16 protein-coding genes are annotated in these 15,725 nt (G+C 64.3%); 5 read left to right on the top strand and 11 right to left on the bottom strand.

Annotated elements, in window-relative coordinates:
* Window position 1 precedes the first annotated feature (1 nt).
* The 4 genes from EGJ22_RS14900 to cysK all read right to left on the bottom strand — a co-directional run bounded on the left by EGJ22_RS14900 (window position 2) and on the right by cysK (window position 3,370).
* The gene (locus EGJ22_RS14900; protein ID WP_029885397.1) at window positions 2-883 is read right to left on the bottom strand and encodes a DMT family transporter; all 882 of its coding nucleotides are present in this window, start codon (window positions 881-883) and stop codon (window positions 2-4) included.
* A 115-nt stretch (window positions 884-998) separates the two neighbouring features.
* The gene (locus EGJ22_RS25985) at window positions 999-1,160 is read right to left on the bottom strand and encodes a hypothetical protein (protein WP_009686782.1); all 162 of its coding nucleotides are present in this window, start codon (window positions 1,158-1,160) and stop codon (window positions 999-1,001) included.
* A 127-nt stretch (window positions 1,161-1,287) separates the two neighbouring features.
* The gene (locus EGJ22_RS14890; protein WP_029885398.1) at window positions 1,288-2,223 is read right to left on the bottom strand and encodes an aspartyl/asparaginyl beta-hydroxylase domain-containing protein; all 936 of its coding nucleotides are present in this window, start codon (window positions 2,221-2,223) and stop codon (window positions 1,288-1,290) included.
* A gap of 172 nt (window positions 2,224-2,395) precedes the next feature.
* Complete coding sequence (gene cysK, locus EGJ22_RS14885; RefSeq protein ID WP_009686784.1) at window positions 2,396-3,370, bottom strand: cysteine synthase A; 975 nt, start codon at window positions 3,368-3,370, stop codon at window positions 2,396-2,398.
* 133 nt (window positions 3,371-3,503) lie between these two features.
* Between cysK and EGJ22_RS14880 the strand changes: the two genes are divergently transcribed.
* The 3 genes from EGJ22_RS14880 to EGJ22_RS14870 all read left to right on the top strand — a co-directional run bounded on the left by EGJ22_RS14880 (window position 3,504) and on the right by EGJ22_RS14870 (window position 6,836).
* Window positions 3,504-4,577, top strand: coding sequence for a DUF748 domain-containing protein (locus tag EGJ22_RS14880; protein ID WP_029885399.1), 1,074 nt, complete (start codon window positions 3,504-3,506; stop codon window positions 4,575-4,577).
* Between the two features lie 221 nt (window positions 4,578-4,798).
* On the top strand, window positions 4,799-5,644 hold the full coding sequence (locus EGJ22_RS14875) for a MoxR family ATPase (protein ID WP_009686786.1): 846 nt from the start codon (window positions 4,799-4,801) through the stop codon (window positions 5,642-5,644).
* 13 nt (window positions 5,645-5,657) lie between these two features.
* Window positions 5,658-6,836, top strand: coding sequence for a VWA domain-containing protein (locus tag EGJ22_RS14870; RefSeq protein ID WP_029885400.1), 1,179 nt, complete (start codon window positions 5,658-5,660; stop codon window positions 6,834-6,836).
* 115 nt (window positions 6,837-6,951) lie between these two features.
* On the opposite strand, the gene EGJ22_RS14865 is transcribed toward EGJ22_RS14870, so the two are convergent.
* Genes EGJ22_RS14865 through EGJ22_RS14850 form a run of 4 tightly spaced genes read right to left on the bottom strand, consistent with a single transcriptional unit; the run spans window position 6,952 to window position 10,624 of the window.
* Complete coding sequence (locus EGJ22_RS14865) at window positions 6,952-7,869, bottom strand: biotin-dependent carboxyltransferase family protein (protein ID WP_029885401.1); 918 nt, start codon at window positions 7,867-7,869, stop codon at window positions 6,952-6,954.
* Entirely contained in the window at window positions 7,866-8,552 is a 687-nt protein-coding gene (pxpB, locus tag EGJ22_RS14860; protein WP_029885402.1) for a 5-oxoprolinase subunit PxpB, read from the bottom strand. Before pxpB ends, EGJ22_RS14865 begins: the two co-directional genes overlap by 4 nt.
* Entirely contained in the window at window positions 8,552-9,328 is a 777-nt protein-coding gene (locus EGJ22_RS14855; protein WP_009686790.1) for a 5-oxoprolinase subunit PxpA, read from the bottom strand. The genes pxpB and EGJ22_RS14855 overlap by 1 nt, the downstream gene beginning before the upstream one ends.
* 9 nt (window positions 9,329-9,337) lie before the next feature.
* A complete protein-coding gene (locus EGJ22_RS14850; RefSeq protein ID WP_029885403.1) occupies window positions 9,338-10,624 on the bottom strand; it encodes an MFS transporter in 1,287 nt (428 codons plus the stop codon).
* Between the two features lie 128 nt (window positions 10,625-10,752).
* Here EGJ22_RS14850 and EGJ22_RS14845 point away from each other — a divergent pair, with 128 nt between their 5' ends.
* Window positions 10,753-11,667, top strand: coding sequence for a LysR family transcriptional regulator (locus tag EGJ22_RS14845; RefSeq protein ID WP_029885404.1), 915 nt, complete (start codon window positions 10,753-10,755; stop codon window positions 11,665-11,667).
* 42 nt (window positions 11,668-11,709) lie between these two features.
* Here EGJ22_RS14845 and EGJ22_RS14840 read toward each other — a convergent pair whose 3' ends face one another.
* The 3 genes from EGJ22_RS14840 to EGJ22_RS14830 are packed head-to-tail and all read right to left on the bottom strand — an operon-like array spanning window position 11,710 to window position 13,526.
* Window positions 11,710-12,231, bottom strand: coding sequence for a DUF2937 family protein (locus EGJ22_RS14840; protein WP_029885405.1), 522 nt, complete (start codon window positions 12,229-12,231; stop codon window positions 11,710-11,712).
* Between the two features lie 9 nt (window positions 12,232-12,240).
* Window positions 12,241-13,014 carry a class II glutamine amidotransferase gene (locus EGJ22_RS14835; RefSeq protein ID WP_009686794.1) on the bottom strand — a complete coding sequence of 258 codons (774 nt, stop codon included), beginning with the start codon at window positions 13,012-13,014 and terminating at the stop codon, window positions 12,241-12,243.
* Between the two features lie 14 nt (window positions 13,015-13,028).
* Entirely contained in the window at window positions 13,029-13,526 is a 498-nt protein-coding gene (locus tag EGJ22_RS14830; protein WP_009686795.1) for a hypothetical protein, read from the bottom strand.
* A 122-nt stretch (window positions 13,527-13,648) separates the two neighbouring features.
* Between EGJ22_RS14830 and EGJ22_RS14825 the strand changes: the two genes are divergently transcribed.
* Entirely contained in the window at window positions 13,649-15,691 is a 2,043-nt protein-coding gene (locus tag EGJ22_RS14825) for a S9 family peptidase (RefSeq protein ID WP_009686796.1), read from the top strand.
* Window positions 15,692-15,725 lie beyond the last annotated feature (34 nt).

The following is a 15,725-nucleotide window of genomic DNA, read 5'->3' as shown; positions in this document are numbered from 1 at the left end:
CTCAGGCCTTGGCCAGGCGCTTGGCAGGCTTGCGGAACACGAACAGCAGGCCGACCACGATCAACCCCATGCCCAGCAGGCTGAGCGGCGCCAGGCGGTTGCCGAAGATCAGCAAGTCCATCACCGCGGTGACCGCCGGCACCAGGTAGAACAGGCTGGTGACGTTGACCAGGTTACCCTTGGCGATCAGCCGATACAGCAGCAAGGTGGCCAGCAGCGAAACCACCAGGCCCATCCACAGCAAGGCAGCCACGAACCCCCCGGTCCACTGCACCTGTAAGGGTTGCAAGGGTGCGAACAGCGCGCACAGGGCAAAGCCGGCCAGGTACTGCAGCGGCAGCGTGCCCATGGGGTTGTCGGTGATGCGTTTTTGCAGGATCGAACCGCAGGTCATGCTGGCCAGCGCCAGCAGGGCGAACAGCATGCCCGCCAGCGACACCCCACCCAGGTTGAGCCCCTGGTACACCACCATGATCAAGCCGCTCAAGCCCAGCCCCAGGCCGAACAGGCGGCTGATCGAACGCTGGCGCTCCATCAGCACGACGGTGAGGATCGGTTGCACGCCCATGACCGTGGCCATGATGCCTGGCGTGACGTGGGTGTCGAGGGCCAGCAGATAGAAGATCTGATAAGCCCCGAGCAACACGCAGCCAGTGCCCAGGGCACGCAGCATGGCGCCCTTACGGCGTGGCCAGCGCAGCCCCAGCAACGGCCCGATCAGCAACAGGCCCGCCAGGGCCAAGGCAGAGCGCAGCAGCAGGAAGGCGAACGGGCTGGCATGCGCCAGGCCAAGTTTGGAAACGATCGCCCCGCTGCTCCACAGCAGGACGAACAGGCTGGTAGTGGCCGCCGAGGCCACGGATGCTTTGTTGAAAAAGGACATGAATTGCCACCTGATGATAGGCAGATAAGCCAAGCGGACGGCCTGCGCTAAAGCGCACTAAGTAGCCGGCCGGGTTCAGTGGGTTGCGTGTGCGAAGGGACTCGGCCGAAGCCGATCAGCCCAACACGACCACGCAGCATGGCGGAGCTACGCCGCCTACGGCGCCACTGACAGGTGGTGGGTAATGACTGACCATGGCCGGCTGCTGGCTGCCACGCACGACCATGCCCGCGACTGGCGCGATGGCAAAGCTGGTGGTGGAGGGCTTGGCGGGCATGATTCAGGCTTCAGGGAAGGAAGTGTTGTGGAGAATAGCGGTGAACCCACGATTGGGCAATAGCGGGCGCCAGTGTGAGGTGAGCTGGCCTGTGCGCGGGTGAACCCGCGCACAGGCCAGCCTGCGCTCAGAACAACCAGCGGTAAAACAGATAAGCCACGACCACCGCCAGGACCGGGCGCAAGACCCGGTAGGCCTTGGGGTTGGCCCGCTTGAACTGCTTCACGCGAGTGCTGAGCTTGTTGGAGAAGCGCTTGCTCCAGGCATACGCCTGGTTGATGCCGCCCACCCGCTCGTTGTCGGTGTTCTGCGGCGCGGTGGCGCGGCCCAGGAAGGCACTGACCTTGCGGTTGATGCGGGTCATCAGCGGGTTGCTCAACGGCCGCTCGATGTCGCAGAACAGGATCACCCGGGTCACATCGGTCTCGTTTTTCACCCAGTGCACGTAGGTTTCATCGAACATCACGTCTTCGCCGTCCCGCCAGGCGTACTCCTGCCCATCGACGTAGATGCGGCAGGCGTCGGAGTTCGGCGTGGACAGGCCCAGGTGGTAACGCAACGAACCGGCGAATGGATCGCGGTGCGGGTTCAGGTGGCTACCGCCAGGCAGCAGGGCGAACATCGCGCCCTTGACGTTGGGAATGCTGCTGACCAGTTCTACGGTTTTGGGGCACAGCGCCTCGGCCGATGGCAGCGGCTTGTCGTACCACTTCAGGTAAAACCGCTTCCAGCCCTTCTTGAAGAACGAACCGAAGCCGGCGTCGTTGTCCTTTTCGGCGGCGCGGATATAGCCCTCGTCGAACAGGCGCATGGCCTCCTCGCGGATTTCCTGCCAGTTGTCTTTGAGCACATCCAGTTCCGGGAAGCGCTGGCGGTCCAGGTAGGGTTTGGACGGCACCCCGGAAAACAGGTACATCAAGGCGTTGTAGGGGGCGAACAGCGCCGAATGGTTGACGAACTGGCGCAACACCGGCAGGCGGGCCTTGCCGCGCAGGTGCACGAACAGCACGCTGGCGAAGAACACCAGCAAGACACCCGCCTTGGCTGCAAAGGATAAGGTCATGCATCACTCCTAGGGGAAGAAACAGGGCTGCGCGGCCTGCTCTCCTGAAAATCATCCTGCCATCATAAACCGATCCCGCCGCGGTACAAACCACCCGGGCGGGATCGTGTCGATGAAGATTGTGCAGTCAACCAGGCTGCCGAACATTGAGCCCGGTCAGCGGCATGGCCGGTTACTGCTGGTTTTCCTGGTCGCTGAACATGTCGCTGAACAGCATGCTCGACAAATAACGCTCGCCGGAATCGGGCAGCACCACGACGATGGTCTTGCCTTGCATTTCCGGTTTTTCCGCCAGGCGCACGGCCGCCGCCATGGCTGCGCCGCAAGAAATGCCGCAGAGAATGCCCTCTTCCTGCATCAGGCGAATGGCCATGGCCTTGGCCTCTTCGTCAGCCACCGTCAGCACCTGGTCGACAATCGACAGGTCGAGGTTTTTCGGTACGAAGCCAGCCCCGATGCCCTGGATCTTGTGTGGGCTGGGCTTGAGCTCTTCGCCGGCCAGGGTCTGGGTGATCAGTGGCGAAGCCTCTGGCTCCACGGCCACCGACAGGATCGCCTTGCCCTGGGTATGCTTGATGTAGCGCGACACACCGGTGATGGTGCCGCCCGTGCCCACCCCCGCCACCAGCACGTCCACCGCACCGTCGGTGTCGTTCCAGATTTCCGGGCCCGTGGTTTTTTCGTGAATGGCGGGGTTGGCCGGGTTCTCGAACTGGCCTGGCAGGAAGTACTGCGCCGGGTCTGAGGCCACGATTTCGTTGGCCTTGTCGATGGCGCCCTTCATGCCTTTGGCCGGCTCGGTCAGCACCAGTTCGGCGCCTAGCGCCTTCAGCACCTTGCGCCGTTCGAGGCTCATCGACGCGGGCATGGTCAGCATCAGCTTGTAGCCACGCGCGGCGGCAACGAAGGCCAGGCCGATACCGGTGTTGCCCGAGGTGGGCTCGACTATGGTCATGCCCGGCTTGAGCCGGCCGCTGCTTTCGGCATCCCAGACCATGTTCGCGCCAATGCGGCACTTGACCGAGTAGCCCGGGTTGCGCCCCTCGATCTTGGCCAGGATGGTCACGCCACGCGGGGCGATCCGGTTGATCTGCACCAGCGGCGTGTTGCCGATGGAATGGGCGTTGTCTGCAAAGATACGGCTCATGGCAGGGGTCCTTGGCATGAAAGCGAGCAGGAAAAGACCTCAAGGGTAAGCCCCGGCCGTAGGCCCGTAAAGCCTGTTCGAACTCAGCCGGGCGCATTGCGGTCCACCGCACATCCTCCTGGGAGACACCCCGATGAAAGCCCGTTATCGCTGGCCGCTGATCGGCCTGGCCAGCCTGGTGGCGCTGCTGGTGGCGTTGCACCTGGCGCTGCCCTACCTGGTACGCGACTACCTCAACGACAAGCTGGCCGACATGGGCGACTACCGTGGGCACGTGGCCGACGTGGACCTGGCCTGGTGGCGCGGGGCCTACCGGATCAACGGCCTGCGGATCGTCAAGACCAGCGGCAAGGTGCCAGTGCCGCTGCTGGATGCACCGGTTATCGACCTGTCGGTCAGCTGGCACTCGCTGATCTACGACAAGGCCGTGGTGGCGAAAGTGATCTTCGAGCAGCCCGAACTGAACTTCGTCGACGGCGGCAACAAGCAGGCCTCGCAGACCGGCCAGGGCACCGATTGGCGGCAACAACTGGAAAAGCTGCTGCCGATCACCCTCGATGAAGTACATATAGACAAGGGCACCCTGACCTTTCGCAATTTCAATTCCAACCCCCCGGTCAATCTCAAGGCAACCCGGCTGGACGCCACCATCAGCAACCTGACCAACGTGCGCGACAAGCAAGGCCGGCGCGACGCCAGCTTTGAGGGCACGGCGCTGATCGCCGGCAATGCCAAGGTCGAAAGCCGCGCCACCTTCGACCCGTTCAGTGACTTCGATGACTTCGAATTCCGCCTGCGTGCCACCGGCATAGAGCTGCGCAACCTGAATGACTTCGCCAGTGCCTACGGCAAGTTCGACTTCAGCGCAGGGCATGGTGACGTGGTCATCGAGGCGCAGGCGGAAAACGGCCGCCTCAATGGCTACATCAAACCCCTGCTGCGTGACGTGGACGTGTTCGACTGGCAGCAAGATGTCGAGAACAAGGACAAAGGCTTCTTCCGCTCGGTGTGGGAGGCCGTGGTGGGCGCCTCCGAGACGGTGCTGAAGAACCAGCCGAAAAACCAGTTCGCCACCCGGGTGGAGCTCAGCGGCAGCGTGCACAAGCAGAACATCAGCGCCTTCGAGGCCTTCCTGCAGATCCTGCGCAACGGCTTCATCCAGGCGTTCAATGCACGCTATGAGCAACCGGCGCCGAAGTCCGACTGAAACAGCGTGACGGGGCATTCAGGGACTGAATACCCGGTCTGCGTTTGCAGGTGCCCGGGCCCGCGTTATAGTCGGTAACAAATCGAAAACAGGTGTTGGGCCATTCGCGGGCGCGCCCGCTCCCACAGGTACTTCCGCAGATTCAGAAGTTTGTGCAATTCCTGTGGGAGCGGGCGTGCCCGCGAAGAGGCCGGCACAGGCTTACAACAGAGGACAGCCCCATGAAGTTCGAAGGCACCCGCGACTACGTCGCCACAGACGACCTGAAACTGGCGGTAAACGCGGCCATCACCCTCGAACGCCCGCTGTTGGTCAAGGGCGAACCCGGCACCGGCAAGACCATGCTCGCCGAGCAATTGGCAGCTTCGTTCGGCGCGCGCCTGATCACCTGGCACATCAAGTCCACCACCAAGGCCCACCAGGGCCTCTACGAGTACGACGCGGTCAGCCGCCTGCGCGACTCGCAGCTGGGCGTGGACAAGGTCCATGACGTGCGCAACTACCTGAAGAAGGGCAAACTGTGGGAAGCCTTCGAGGCCGAGGAGCGAGTCATCCTGCTGATCGACGAAATCGACAAGGCCGACATCGAGTTCCCCAACGACCTGTTGCAGGAACTGGACAAGATGGAGTTCTACGTTTACGAAATCGACGAGACCATCAAGGCCCGGCAGCGCCCGATCATCATCATTACCTCGAACAACGAAAAGGAACTGCCCGACGCCTTCCTGCGCCGCTGCTTCTTCCACTACATCGCCTTCCCCGACCGCAGCACCCTGCAGCAGATCGTCGACGTGCACTACCCGAACATCAGCCAGGCGCTGGTCAGCGAGGCGCTGGACGTGTTCTTCGACGTACGCAAGGTGCCTGGCCTGAAGAAAAAGCCTTCCACCTCCGAGCTGGTCGACTGGCTCAAGCTACTGATGGCCGACAACATCGGTGAAGCGGTGCTGCGTGAACGCGACCCGACCAAGGCGATCCCGCCGCTGGCCGGTGCGCTGGTGAAGAACGAGCAGGACGTGCAACTGCTCGAGCGCCTGGCCTTCATGAGCCGGCGCGGCAACCGCTGACAGGAGCCGGGCCATGCTGCTCAACCTGTTCAATGAAATGCGTGCGGCCAAGGTGCCGGTGTCGGTGCGTGAACTGCTCGACCTGCACCAGGCCTTGCAAAAGCACGTGGTGTTCGCCGACATGGACGAATTCTATTACCTCGCCCGCGCCATTCTGGTGAAAGACGAACGCTACTTCGACAAGTTCGACCGCGCCTTCGCCGCTTACTTCAAAGGCCTGGAAAACCTCGACCAGCACATCGAGGCGCTGATCCCGGAAGACTGGCTGCGCAAGGAGTTCGAGCGCTCGCTCAGCGACGAAGAACGCGCGCAAATCCAGTCGCTGGGTGGCCTGGACAAGCTCATCGAGGCCTTCAAGCAGCGCCTGGAAGAGCAGAAGGAGCGCCACGCCGGCGGCAACAAGTGGATCGGCACCGGCGGCACCAGCCCGTTCGGTTCGGGCGGCTACAACCCCGAGGGCATCCGCGTGGGCGAGGCCGGCAAACGCCAGGGCAAGGCGGTGAAGGTCTGGGACCAGCGCGAGTACAAGAACCTCGACGACCAGGTGGAACTGGGCACGCGCAACATCAAGCTGGCCCTGCGCCGGCTGCGCAAGTTCGCCCGTGAAGGCGCCGCCGAAGAGCTCGACATCGACGGCACCATCGACCACACCGCGCGCGATGCCGGGTTGTTGAACATCCAGATGCGCCCGGAGCGGCGCAACACCGTGAAGCTGCTGTTGCTGTTCGACATCGGTGGTTCCATGGACGCCCACGTCAAGGTGTGCGAAGAACTGTTCTCGGCCTGCAAGACCGAGTTCAAGCACCTGGAGTACAACTACTTCCACAACTGCGTGTACGAGTCGGTTTGGAAGAACAACCTGCGCCGCACCTCGGAGCGGTTTTCCACGTTCGATCTGCTGCACAAGTATGGCGACGACTACAAAGTGATCTTCGTTGGTGATGCGGCCATGGCGCCTTACGAAATCACCCAGCCCGGTGGCAGCGTGGAGCATTGGAACGAAGAAGCCGGGTACGTGTGGCTGCAGCGTTTCATGGAGAAATTCAGGAAGATTATCTGGATCAACCCCTATCCCCGGCAGGCTTGGGACTACACCGCCTCGACCCACCTGGTGCGGGAGTTGATCGAGGACAAGATGTATCCGCTGACCTTGCAGGGGTTGGAGGAAGGGATGCGGTATCTCTCAAAGTGAGATAGAACGGGCTGCCACTTGCCAGCGGTCTGGCCTCTTCGCGGGCGCGCCCGCTCCTACAGGTATGGCGCAGGCCTGTGTGGGAGCGGGCGTGCCCGCGAAAGGGCCCGCAGCCTTACAACCACCGGCCCAAGTATTGCTGCTGCTCCCGCCACGCCTCATCCTGCACCACCGCCCTGAACTTCACCTGCGCCCCCGGCATGCACTGCGCCAGTTGCGCCAGCGCCAGCGGCGTCAACGCCCCCAGCCGCGGGTAACCGCCAATGGTCTGCCGGTCATTGAGCAACACGATCGGTTGCCCGTCCGGCGGCACCTGCACCGCTCCCAGGGGAATGCCCTCGGAAATCATCGGCGCGCCCTGGTAGACCAACTGCGGCCCCAGTAGACGGATGCCCATGCGGTCGGCCCGGCTGTCCAGGGTCCAGTCGGTGTTGAATGCCTGGTACAGGCTGGTACCGCTGAAATCGCCGAGCTGCGCGCCCATCACCAGGTCGAGCACAGGCTTGTGGTGATAGCGCGGGCGCAACGCATCCGGCACTTCACGAAGGGTTGCCGGCGTATCCGCGAAAGCCAGCAGCTGGCCTTTACCAAGCGCAGCGCCCTGGCCGTCTGTACCGCCCAGCGCTTCGCGTACCACGGTGGCACAGCTGCCCAGCACCGCCTCGCCGCGAAACCCGCCAGGCGCCGCCAGGTACGCCCGAACGCCCTGGTTGGGCTGCTTCAGGGCCAAGCGCTGCCCTTTGCCCAAAGCAAAGCTGCGCCAGGGCGCTACCGGCTGATCATCAACTCGCGCATCCAGGTCGGCACCGGCCAGCGCCAGCACACAATCCTGCTGCGCCACCACACAGAAGCCACCCAGCGCGACCTCCACCACAGGTGCGGCCAGCGAATTGCCCAACAGCCAGTTGGCCCAGTACATCGCCACCCAGTCCAGCGCCCCGCCCTGGGTCACGCCCAAGTGCCGTACGCCGAAGCGCCCGGCGTCCTGCAACTGGCACAAGGCGTTGCTGGCCTCGATCGTCAACTGCTTCATCCTTGCGCCTCCACATCGCCGCCCAGGGCCAGAAACTCATCACGCGTAACCGCCACGAAGCGCACCCGGTCACCGGGTTGCAACAGGCTATAGCCCTCACGTTCATGGTCGAACAGGCGCACCGGGGTACGCCCGATCAGGTTCCAGCCCCCCGGCGACACCGCCGGGTACGCTGCTGTCTGGCGCTCGGCAATACCCACGCTGCCCGCCGCCACGCGCTTGCGCGGGGTGCTCAGGCGGGGGCTGGCCAGGCGTTCATCGACCAGGCCCATGAAGCCGAACCCGGGGGCGAAGCCCAAGGCAAAAACCGGGTACTCGCGCTCGCTGTGCAAGCGGGCCACTTCACCCTCGGTCAAGCCGCTGCGGGCAGCCAGTACAGGCAGCTCCGGGCCGACGCTGGCGTGGTACCACACCGGGATCTCGTGGCGCCGGCCACCACTGCCGGCGTCAGGCTGCAAACCGTCCAGGGCCTGGGCGATCAGCGCCCTCGCCTCAGCCGGCGGCAGGTCGAAGTGCACCATCAGCGTGGTGTACGACGGCACCAAGTCCAGCAGGTGCTGGCCGAACGCTGCGCGCAAGCACTGGCTGGCAGCAAGCATCCACGGCATGTTGGTCTCGTCGATACGCTCGAACAGGCGCACCATCAGGCTGTCGACCGCGACCACTTCGATACGCAGCTTCATCATCGCTCCATGGCATCGAGGGCTTGGCGAATCTGCCGCACCGCTGCTACCGAACTGTCGTTGTCGCCATGCACACACAGTGTGCTGGCCGCCAGCTTCAAGGCACTGCCATCGTTCGCCACCAGCGTATCGCCACGGGCCAGGCGCTCGGCCTGCTCCACCACACGCGCCGGGTCGTGATGCACGGCGCCGGGCAGGCGCCGCGAGACCAGGTGGCCGCTGGCGGTATAGGCCCGGTCGGCGAATGCCTCGAACCACAGCGGCACGCCGATTTCATCCCCCAGCGCCTGGGCCGTACGGTTGTCGGCGGTGGCCATCAGCATCAGCGGCAGGTCGCTGCCGTAAGCCGCCACAGCTTCCAGCACGGTGCGCAGCTTGAGCGGGTCGGCCATCATGTCGTTGTACAGCGCGCCATGCGGCTTGATATAGGCCACACGGCCGCCGAGCACCTTGCAGATGCCCTCCAGTGCGCCGATCTGGTAGTGCAGCAAATCGCGAATTTCCTCGGGGCTGCAGGCCATGGACCGGCGCCCGAAGCCGACCAGGTCCGGGTAGGCCGGGTGGGCACCGATCGCCACCCCGTGCTCCAGTGCCAGGGCCACGGTGCGGCGCATGATGCCAGGGTCACCGGCATGGTAACCGCAGGCGATGTTGGCGCAGTCGATGTAGGGCATGACCTCGGCATCCAGGCCCATGCGCCAGCTGCCGAAACTTTCACCCATGTCGCAATTGAGTAGCAGGCGTTCCACCACGCGGCCTCCGTTGTTGTCGTGCATGTGCCTACCTTACCGCGCTTGCAACTGTTTGCCGCGTGTTTCCGGCAGGCTCAGCGCTGCAACGATCACCACGCCATAGGACACGGCAGAAAACACACCGATACCCAGGCCCAGCGGCACCTGCTGGCCGAGCAAGCCAATCAGCAACGGGAACAGCGCCGCAACGACTTTGCCGATGTTGTAGCAGAAGCCCTGCCCCGAACCGCGGATACGTGTTGGGAACAGCTCTGTCAGGAACGCGCCCATGCCGCTGAAGATCCCCGAGGCGAAGAAGCCCAGCGGGAAGCCCAGCCACAGCATCACGCCATCGCTGACGGGCATCTGCGTGTACAGCAGCACGATGACGAACGAGCCCACGGCGAACAGGATGAAGTTCTTCTTACGCCCCAGCAGGTCGGACAGGTACGCACTGACGACGTAGCCCACATACGAACCAACGATGACCATCGCCAGATAGCCACCGGTTCCCAGCACGCTCAGGCCGCGTTCATTCTTGAGGAAGGTCGGCAACCAGGACGTGATGGCGTAGTAACCGCCCAGCGCGCCTGTGGTCAACAACGAGGCGCGCACGGTGGTCCAGAGCATGCCTGGGGCGAAAATCTCGTAGAAGTGCGACGGTGCCTCGGCCGCTGGCGTCGCCTTGGCCTGGCGGTAGACCTCCGGGTCCTTGACCAGGCGGCGCACGAAGATCACGAAGAGGGCCGGCACCAGGCCCAACAGGAACAGTGCCCGCCAGGCCTGCTCAGGCGGCAGCCAGGAGAACAGCAGTGCATAGAGGATGGCGGTGAGGCCCCAGCCAATGGCCCACCCGGACTGCACCATGCCGACCGCCTTGCCACGGTCCTGGGCGCGGATCACTTCGCCGATCAGCACTGCGCCGGCGGTCCACTCGCCGCCGAAGCCGAAGCCCATCAAGGTTCGGGCGATCAGCAACTGCTGGTAGTTCTGGGCGAACCCGCAGAGAAAAGTGAAAAACGCAAACCACAGTACCGTCAGTTGCAGGGTACGTACGCGGCCGATGCGGTCGGAGAGGATACCGGCTATCCAGCCGCCCACCGCCGAGGCGATCAGCGTGCTGGTGTGGATCAGCCCGGCTTCGGTGGTGGTGATCCCCCACAGCATGATCAGCGTGGGGATGACGAAGCTGAGCATCTGGGTGTCCATGCCATCCAGGCCGTAGCCAATCTTGCAGCTCCAGAAGGTGCGCCGTTGCTGTGAGTCGATGTCGCGGTACCAGGCGAACGGCCCGGACGAAGGGGAAGAACTGACCTGCTGCTGCACGCCGGTGGGGTTCATGCTTGCCTCGGCTTGTTGGTATTGTTGTATGGGCGACCTGTACTGTCGCGGCCTGGGCCAATGTTCGGAGCCCGCGCGCGCTGCGTCCAACGAGAAAAACCGCCGGTCTGGAACAAGAAAAACTGATCATGAACCTTCGCTTTCTCGAAACCTTTGTCTGGGTCGCCCGCCTCAAGAGCTTCCGCCTGACCGCAGACAAGCTGTTCACCACCCAGGCCTCGGTCTCCAGCCGTATTGCCGCGCTGGAGGCCGACCTGGGCGTGAAGCTGCTGCTGCGCGACTCGCGCGGCGTCAGCCTGACCCCGGAAGGCGGCAAGGTGCTGGAATACGCCGAACGCATGCTGGACACCGCCAAGGCCATGAAGCAATCGCTGGACAGCGACCGGGCCAAGGTCGGGCGAATTCGCATCGGGGTGATGGACACGGTCATCCACACCTGGATGAGTGCGCTGGTGGCGGAACTGACCGAGCGCCACCCACAGGTAGAAATCGAGCTGGTGGCGGACACTGCACTGAACCTGCGCGAGCAACTGCAAAAGGGGTTTCTCGACGTGATCCTGCAGACCGACCTGCTGCGCGAGCAGTCGATCCGCAGCCTGGATCTGGCGCGCTACCCGATGGGCTGGGTGGTTGCCGCCGGCTCGCCCCAGCACCGCGCTTTCGGCTCGCTGGCCGAGCTTGGTCGGGAGCGGATCATCACCTTCTCGAAGAATTCACGGCCGCACCAGGAGGTGCTGAGCCTGCTGCAGGGTGCCGGGGCTGACGCACCGCGGCTGAACTGCGTGAACTCGGTGGCGGCCATTACCCGGCTGCTACGCGACGGCTTCGGCATCGGCGCGTTGCCACCGGCATTGGTGGATGCCGAGCTGGGCCGCGGCGAGCTGGTGTTGCTGGCGGGACTGCAACCGCCGCCGAGCCTGGAGCTGGTGGTGGCCTGGCAGACCGGCGTGGCGCTGGTGGATGAGGTAGTCGGGCTGTGCCGACAGGTGCTGGAGGGGTATGCACGGGACATGGGTGGGCAGCGGATCGTGCTGGTTTCCTAGGGGTTGGCGTTGAGGACGCAGTGCCTGTGCTGGCGATCACCTTCAGCGCCAGCTCTCTTTCACCACCCGGCGCCGCCCCCCGAGGATCACCCAGCCAAGCCCCAGCAACAGGCTTTCGACCAAGAACGCCAGCACGAACCCTGCGCCAACACCCCAGCCGATGGCCTCGGGCACCAGCAGAATCTGGTAGCTGTAGCCGTTGAGGGTTTCTTCACGCAGCTGCGGGTCGGCCTGCACCAGCACATGCCAGGTGCGTGCGGCCCAAGGCCCTTGCATGGCCTGCCACTCGTTCTCCAGCAACTGGTTGCGGATCATCAGGCTTTCGATGCTGTTGGCGTCACTGTTGAACACCGGGTCATCACTGCTGCGGTAGTGCCTTAGCAAGGCCTGCAGGTCGCCATTGAAAAAGCGCTCGGCCGTCTGCTTGAAGCCGTCCAGCGCCTCGCGCGACTCGTACAGGTGCGCCTCCACCCGCTGGCTGTAGTCTTTCACCAGCCCCGGCACCTGAATACCGGCCAACAGGCCGAAGGTGAACAGCAGCAACCGCAGGTAACTTCTGAACATGCAGCGTCCTTAGCTCTGGCCGTGCGCCACACATTCACCGTGCCGCCACAGGGCCCATTGACCCGGCTCGTAGCGCTGCCAGGTCTCGTTCTCGGTCAGGGCCTCGGTGGCAATCACCGTGACCACGTCGTTGGGGGTGGTTTGCGTATGGAAGTCGACGATCAGGTCGACATCCTTCAAGCGTGCCGCACCAAACGGCGCACGCCGGGTAATGTGCACCAGCTTGGTCGAACAGAAGCAGAACAGCCAGTCACCGTCGCTGAGCATGCAGTTGAACACGCCCTGCCCGCGGTAACCGGCACAGGCTTCGACCAGCACCGGCAACAGCTGTTCCACCGGCACCGGCTCGGGGAAGGCGCTGCGAATGCGGTTGAGCAGGTCGCAAAAGGCCGCTTCGCTGTCGGTATCGCCTACCGGCCGATAGAAACTGCCCAGGCCCTTGAAGGCGCCCAACTGGCCGTTGTGCGCAAAGCACCAGTTACGGCCCCACATTTCGCGCATGAACGGGTGGGTGTTGGCCAGGCAGACCTTGCCGACGTTAGCCTGGCGGATATGGCCAATGACCACTTCGCTCTTGATCGGGTAGCGCTGCACCAGGCTGGCTACCTCCGACTCGCTGCTGGCAGCCGGGTCCTGGAACAGGCGCAGGCCGCGCCCTTCATAGAAGCCTATGCCCCAGCCATCGCGGTGCGGGCCGGTGCGGCCACCGCGCTGCATCAGGCCGGTAAAGCTGAAGACAATGTCGGTAGGGACGTTGGCACTCATGCCCAACAGTTCGCACATGGCTGTGTCTCCGCTTACAGACGGGGCTCGACCCGGCCATTTCCCCGGGGTGCCGCAGGTGGCGGGAGGTCACGGTAACGGTCGCTGCGCTCGGCGGCCAAAGGGGCCTGAGCGCCGAGCCGGTCATCTTCGGCCTGCTCGCGCTGGGCCGCGGCCTCAGCCTGGGCCCGCCGCTCGCGGGCGCGCTTTTCCAGCGGCCAGCGCAGCAATACGAAGAGGGCATACAAGGCAAAGGCGATCATGCCGTACATGGCAAAATCGGAAACTGCGCGCCAGGCATTGTTGCCAACCTTGAACGCCACATCCAGGGTGGTGATGGCGATGGCTGGGGCGAAGCTGTCCTTGACCGGGTCAACCACGGTCGGCGTCAGCAACAGCACCGCCAGCACCACGCGCAGGGGCTCGCGCAACCAGCGCCACATCCAGCCGGTCAGTTTGAAGCCCACCAGCAGGCAGCCCAAAGCGGCAACCGCGTACAGGCCCCAGGCCAAGGTGTAGTCGTTCTCGATCATGGTGTTCGTGCAAGCCAGGCAAAGAGGTGCCTATGATAAACACTTTTCCGGGCGCACACAGTGTTTGCCTGCGCCGGCCGCTTCGCAGCCGGGCCCAGGCCACCCCAACCAAGAGATCCTCGATGCCGACCAAGCCCCAACCGCCGATTGCCCATGCCGACCAGGCCGCCGACCCGTATGCCTGGCTGCAACAGCGCGACACCCCCGAGGTGCTCGCCTACCTGCAGGCCGAAAACGCCTACCAGCAAGCCTGCCTGGCCGACCAGGCGCCCCTGCGCGAGCAATTGTTCGAAGAGATCAAGGGCCGCATCCAGGAGACCGACCTGTCGCTGCCTTCACCCTGGGGGCCGTACCTGTACTACACCCGCACCACTGCTGGCGACGAATACCCGCGCCACTACCGCTGCCCACGCCCGGCCGACGACAGCAACACCGTCGATGAAAGCCAGGAGCAGCTGTTGCTCGACCCCAACGCACTGGCCAACGGCGGCTTTCTGTCGCTGGGCGCGTTCAGTGTCAGCCCCGACCACCGGCTGCTGGCCTACAGCCTGGATACCAGTGGCGACGAGGTCTACAGCCTGTACGTGAAAGACCTCGCCAGCGGCGCGATCACCGCCCTGCCCTTTGAAGACTGCGACGGCAGCATGACCTGGGCCAACGACAGCCAGACACTGTTCTTCGCCGAGCTGGACGACACCCATCGGCCATGGCGCCTGTGCCGCCATACGCTGGGCAGCCCCGGTGCCGAGCGCGTGTTCGAGGAGCCCGACGGGCGCTTCTTCCTGCATTGCTACCGCACCAGTTCCGAGCGCCAGCTGGTGCTGCTGCTGAACAGCAAGACCACCAGCGAAGCCTGGGTGCTGAACGCCGAAACCCCACAGGCACCATTCGTTTGCCTGGCGCCACGTGTCGAGGGCCATGAATACTTCCCCGACCACGGCCAGCTCGACGGCGCGTGGTGCTGGTTTATCCGCACTAACCAAGACGGCATCAACTTCGCCCTGTATTACGCCCCGGCTACCGAGGTACCGGGCCGCGAGCAATGGCAGGCACTGGTGCCGCACCGCGAGGCAGTCATGCTTGAAGGGCTGAGCCTGAATGCCGGCGCCCTGACCCTGAGCCTGCGCGAAGGCGGCCTGCCGATCATCGAAGTGCGCCCGCAAGGTCTGGCGGCCTACCGTGTCGAGCTGCCGGATGCCGCCTACAGCCTGTACGTGCAAGACAGCCTGGAGTTCGCCAGCCCCCGCCTGCGCCTGCGCTACGAAGCACTCAACCGCCCGGCCCAGGTGCGCCAGCTGGAGCTGGCCAGCGGCGCCCAGGTGGTGCTCAAGCAAACACCGGTACTGGGCGCGTTCGATGCCGACGACTATGTCAGCGAACGCTTGTGGGCGACTGCCGCCGACGGCACCCAGGTGCCGATCAGCCTGGTGCGCCGCCGCCAGGACCTGGGCCAGACCGTGCCGCTGTACCTGTACGGCTATGGTGCCTATGGCGAAAGCCTCGACCCGTGGTTCTCGCATGCACGCCTGAGCCTGCTGCAGCGCGGCGTGGCCTTCGCCATCGCCCATGTACGCGGTGGTGGCGAGCTGGGCGAAGCCTGGTACCGCGCCGGTAAGCAGGCGCACAAGCACAACACCTTCAGCGACTTCATCGCCTGTGCCGAACACCTGGTCGCCCAGGGCGTGACGGCGCCCGACCGGCTGGCCATCAGTGGTGGCAGTGCCGGCGGCCTGTTGATCGGCGCGGTGCTCAACCTGCGCCCCGAACTGTTCCGCTGTGCGGTCGCCGAGGTGCCGTTCGTCGACGTGCTCAACACCATGCTCGACCCCGACCTGCCGTTGACCGTGACCGAGTACGACGAGTGGGGCAACCCTGAGGAGCCGGAGGTGTACGCACGGATCAAGGCTTATGCGCCCTACGAGAACGTGAAGGCCCAGGCCTACCCGGCGATGCTGGTGGTGGCGGGCTACAACGACAGCCGTGTGCAGTACTGGGAGGCGGCCAAGTGGGTGGCGCGGCTGCGCACGCGCAAGACCGATGACAACCTGCTGTTGCTCAAGACCGAGATGGGCGCCGGGCACGGCGGGATGAGCGGGCGGTATCAGGGGCTCAAGGATGTGGCGCTGGAGTATGCGTTCGTGTTTGGCGAATTGGGTATCGCTTGAGATTGCCTGGGGCGCTTTGCGCCCCTTTCGCGAC

The organism is Pseudomonas sp. p99-361 (assembly GCF_003935475.1).
GTDB classification, from domain to species: Bacteria; Pseudomonadota; Gammaproteobacteria; order Pseudomonadales; family Pseudomonadaceae; genus Aquipseudomonas; species Aquipseudomonas juntendi.
This window is presented reverse-complemented; position numbering and strand designations above follow the sequence as displayed.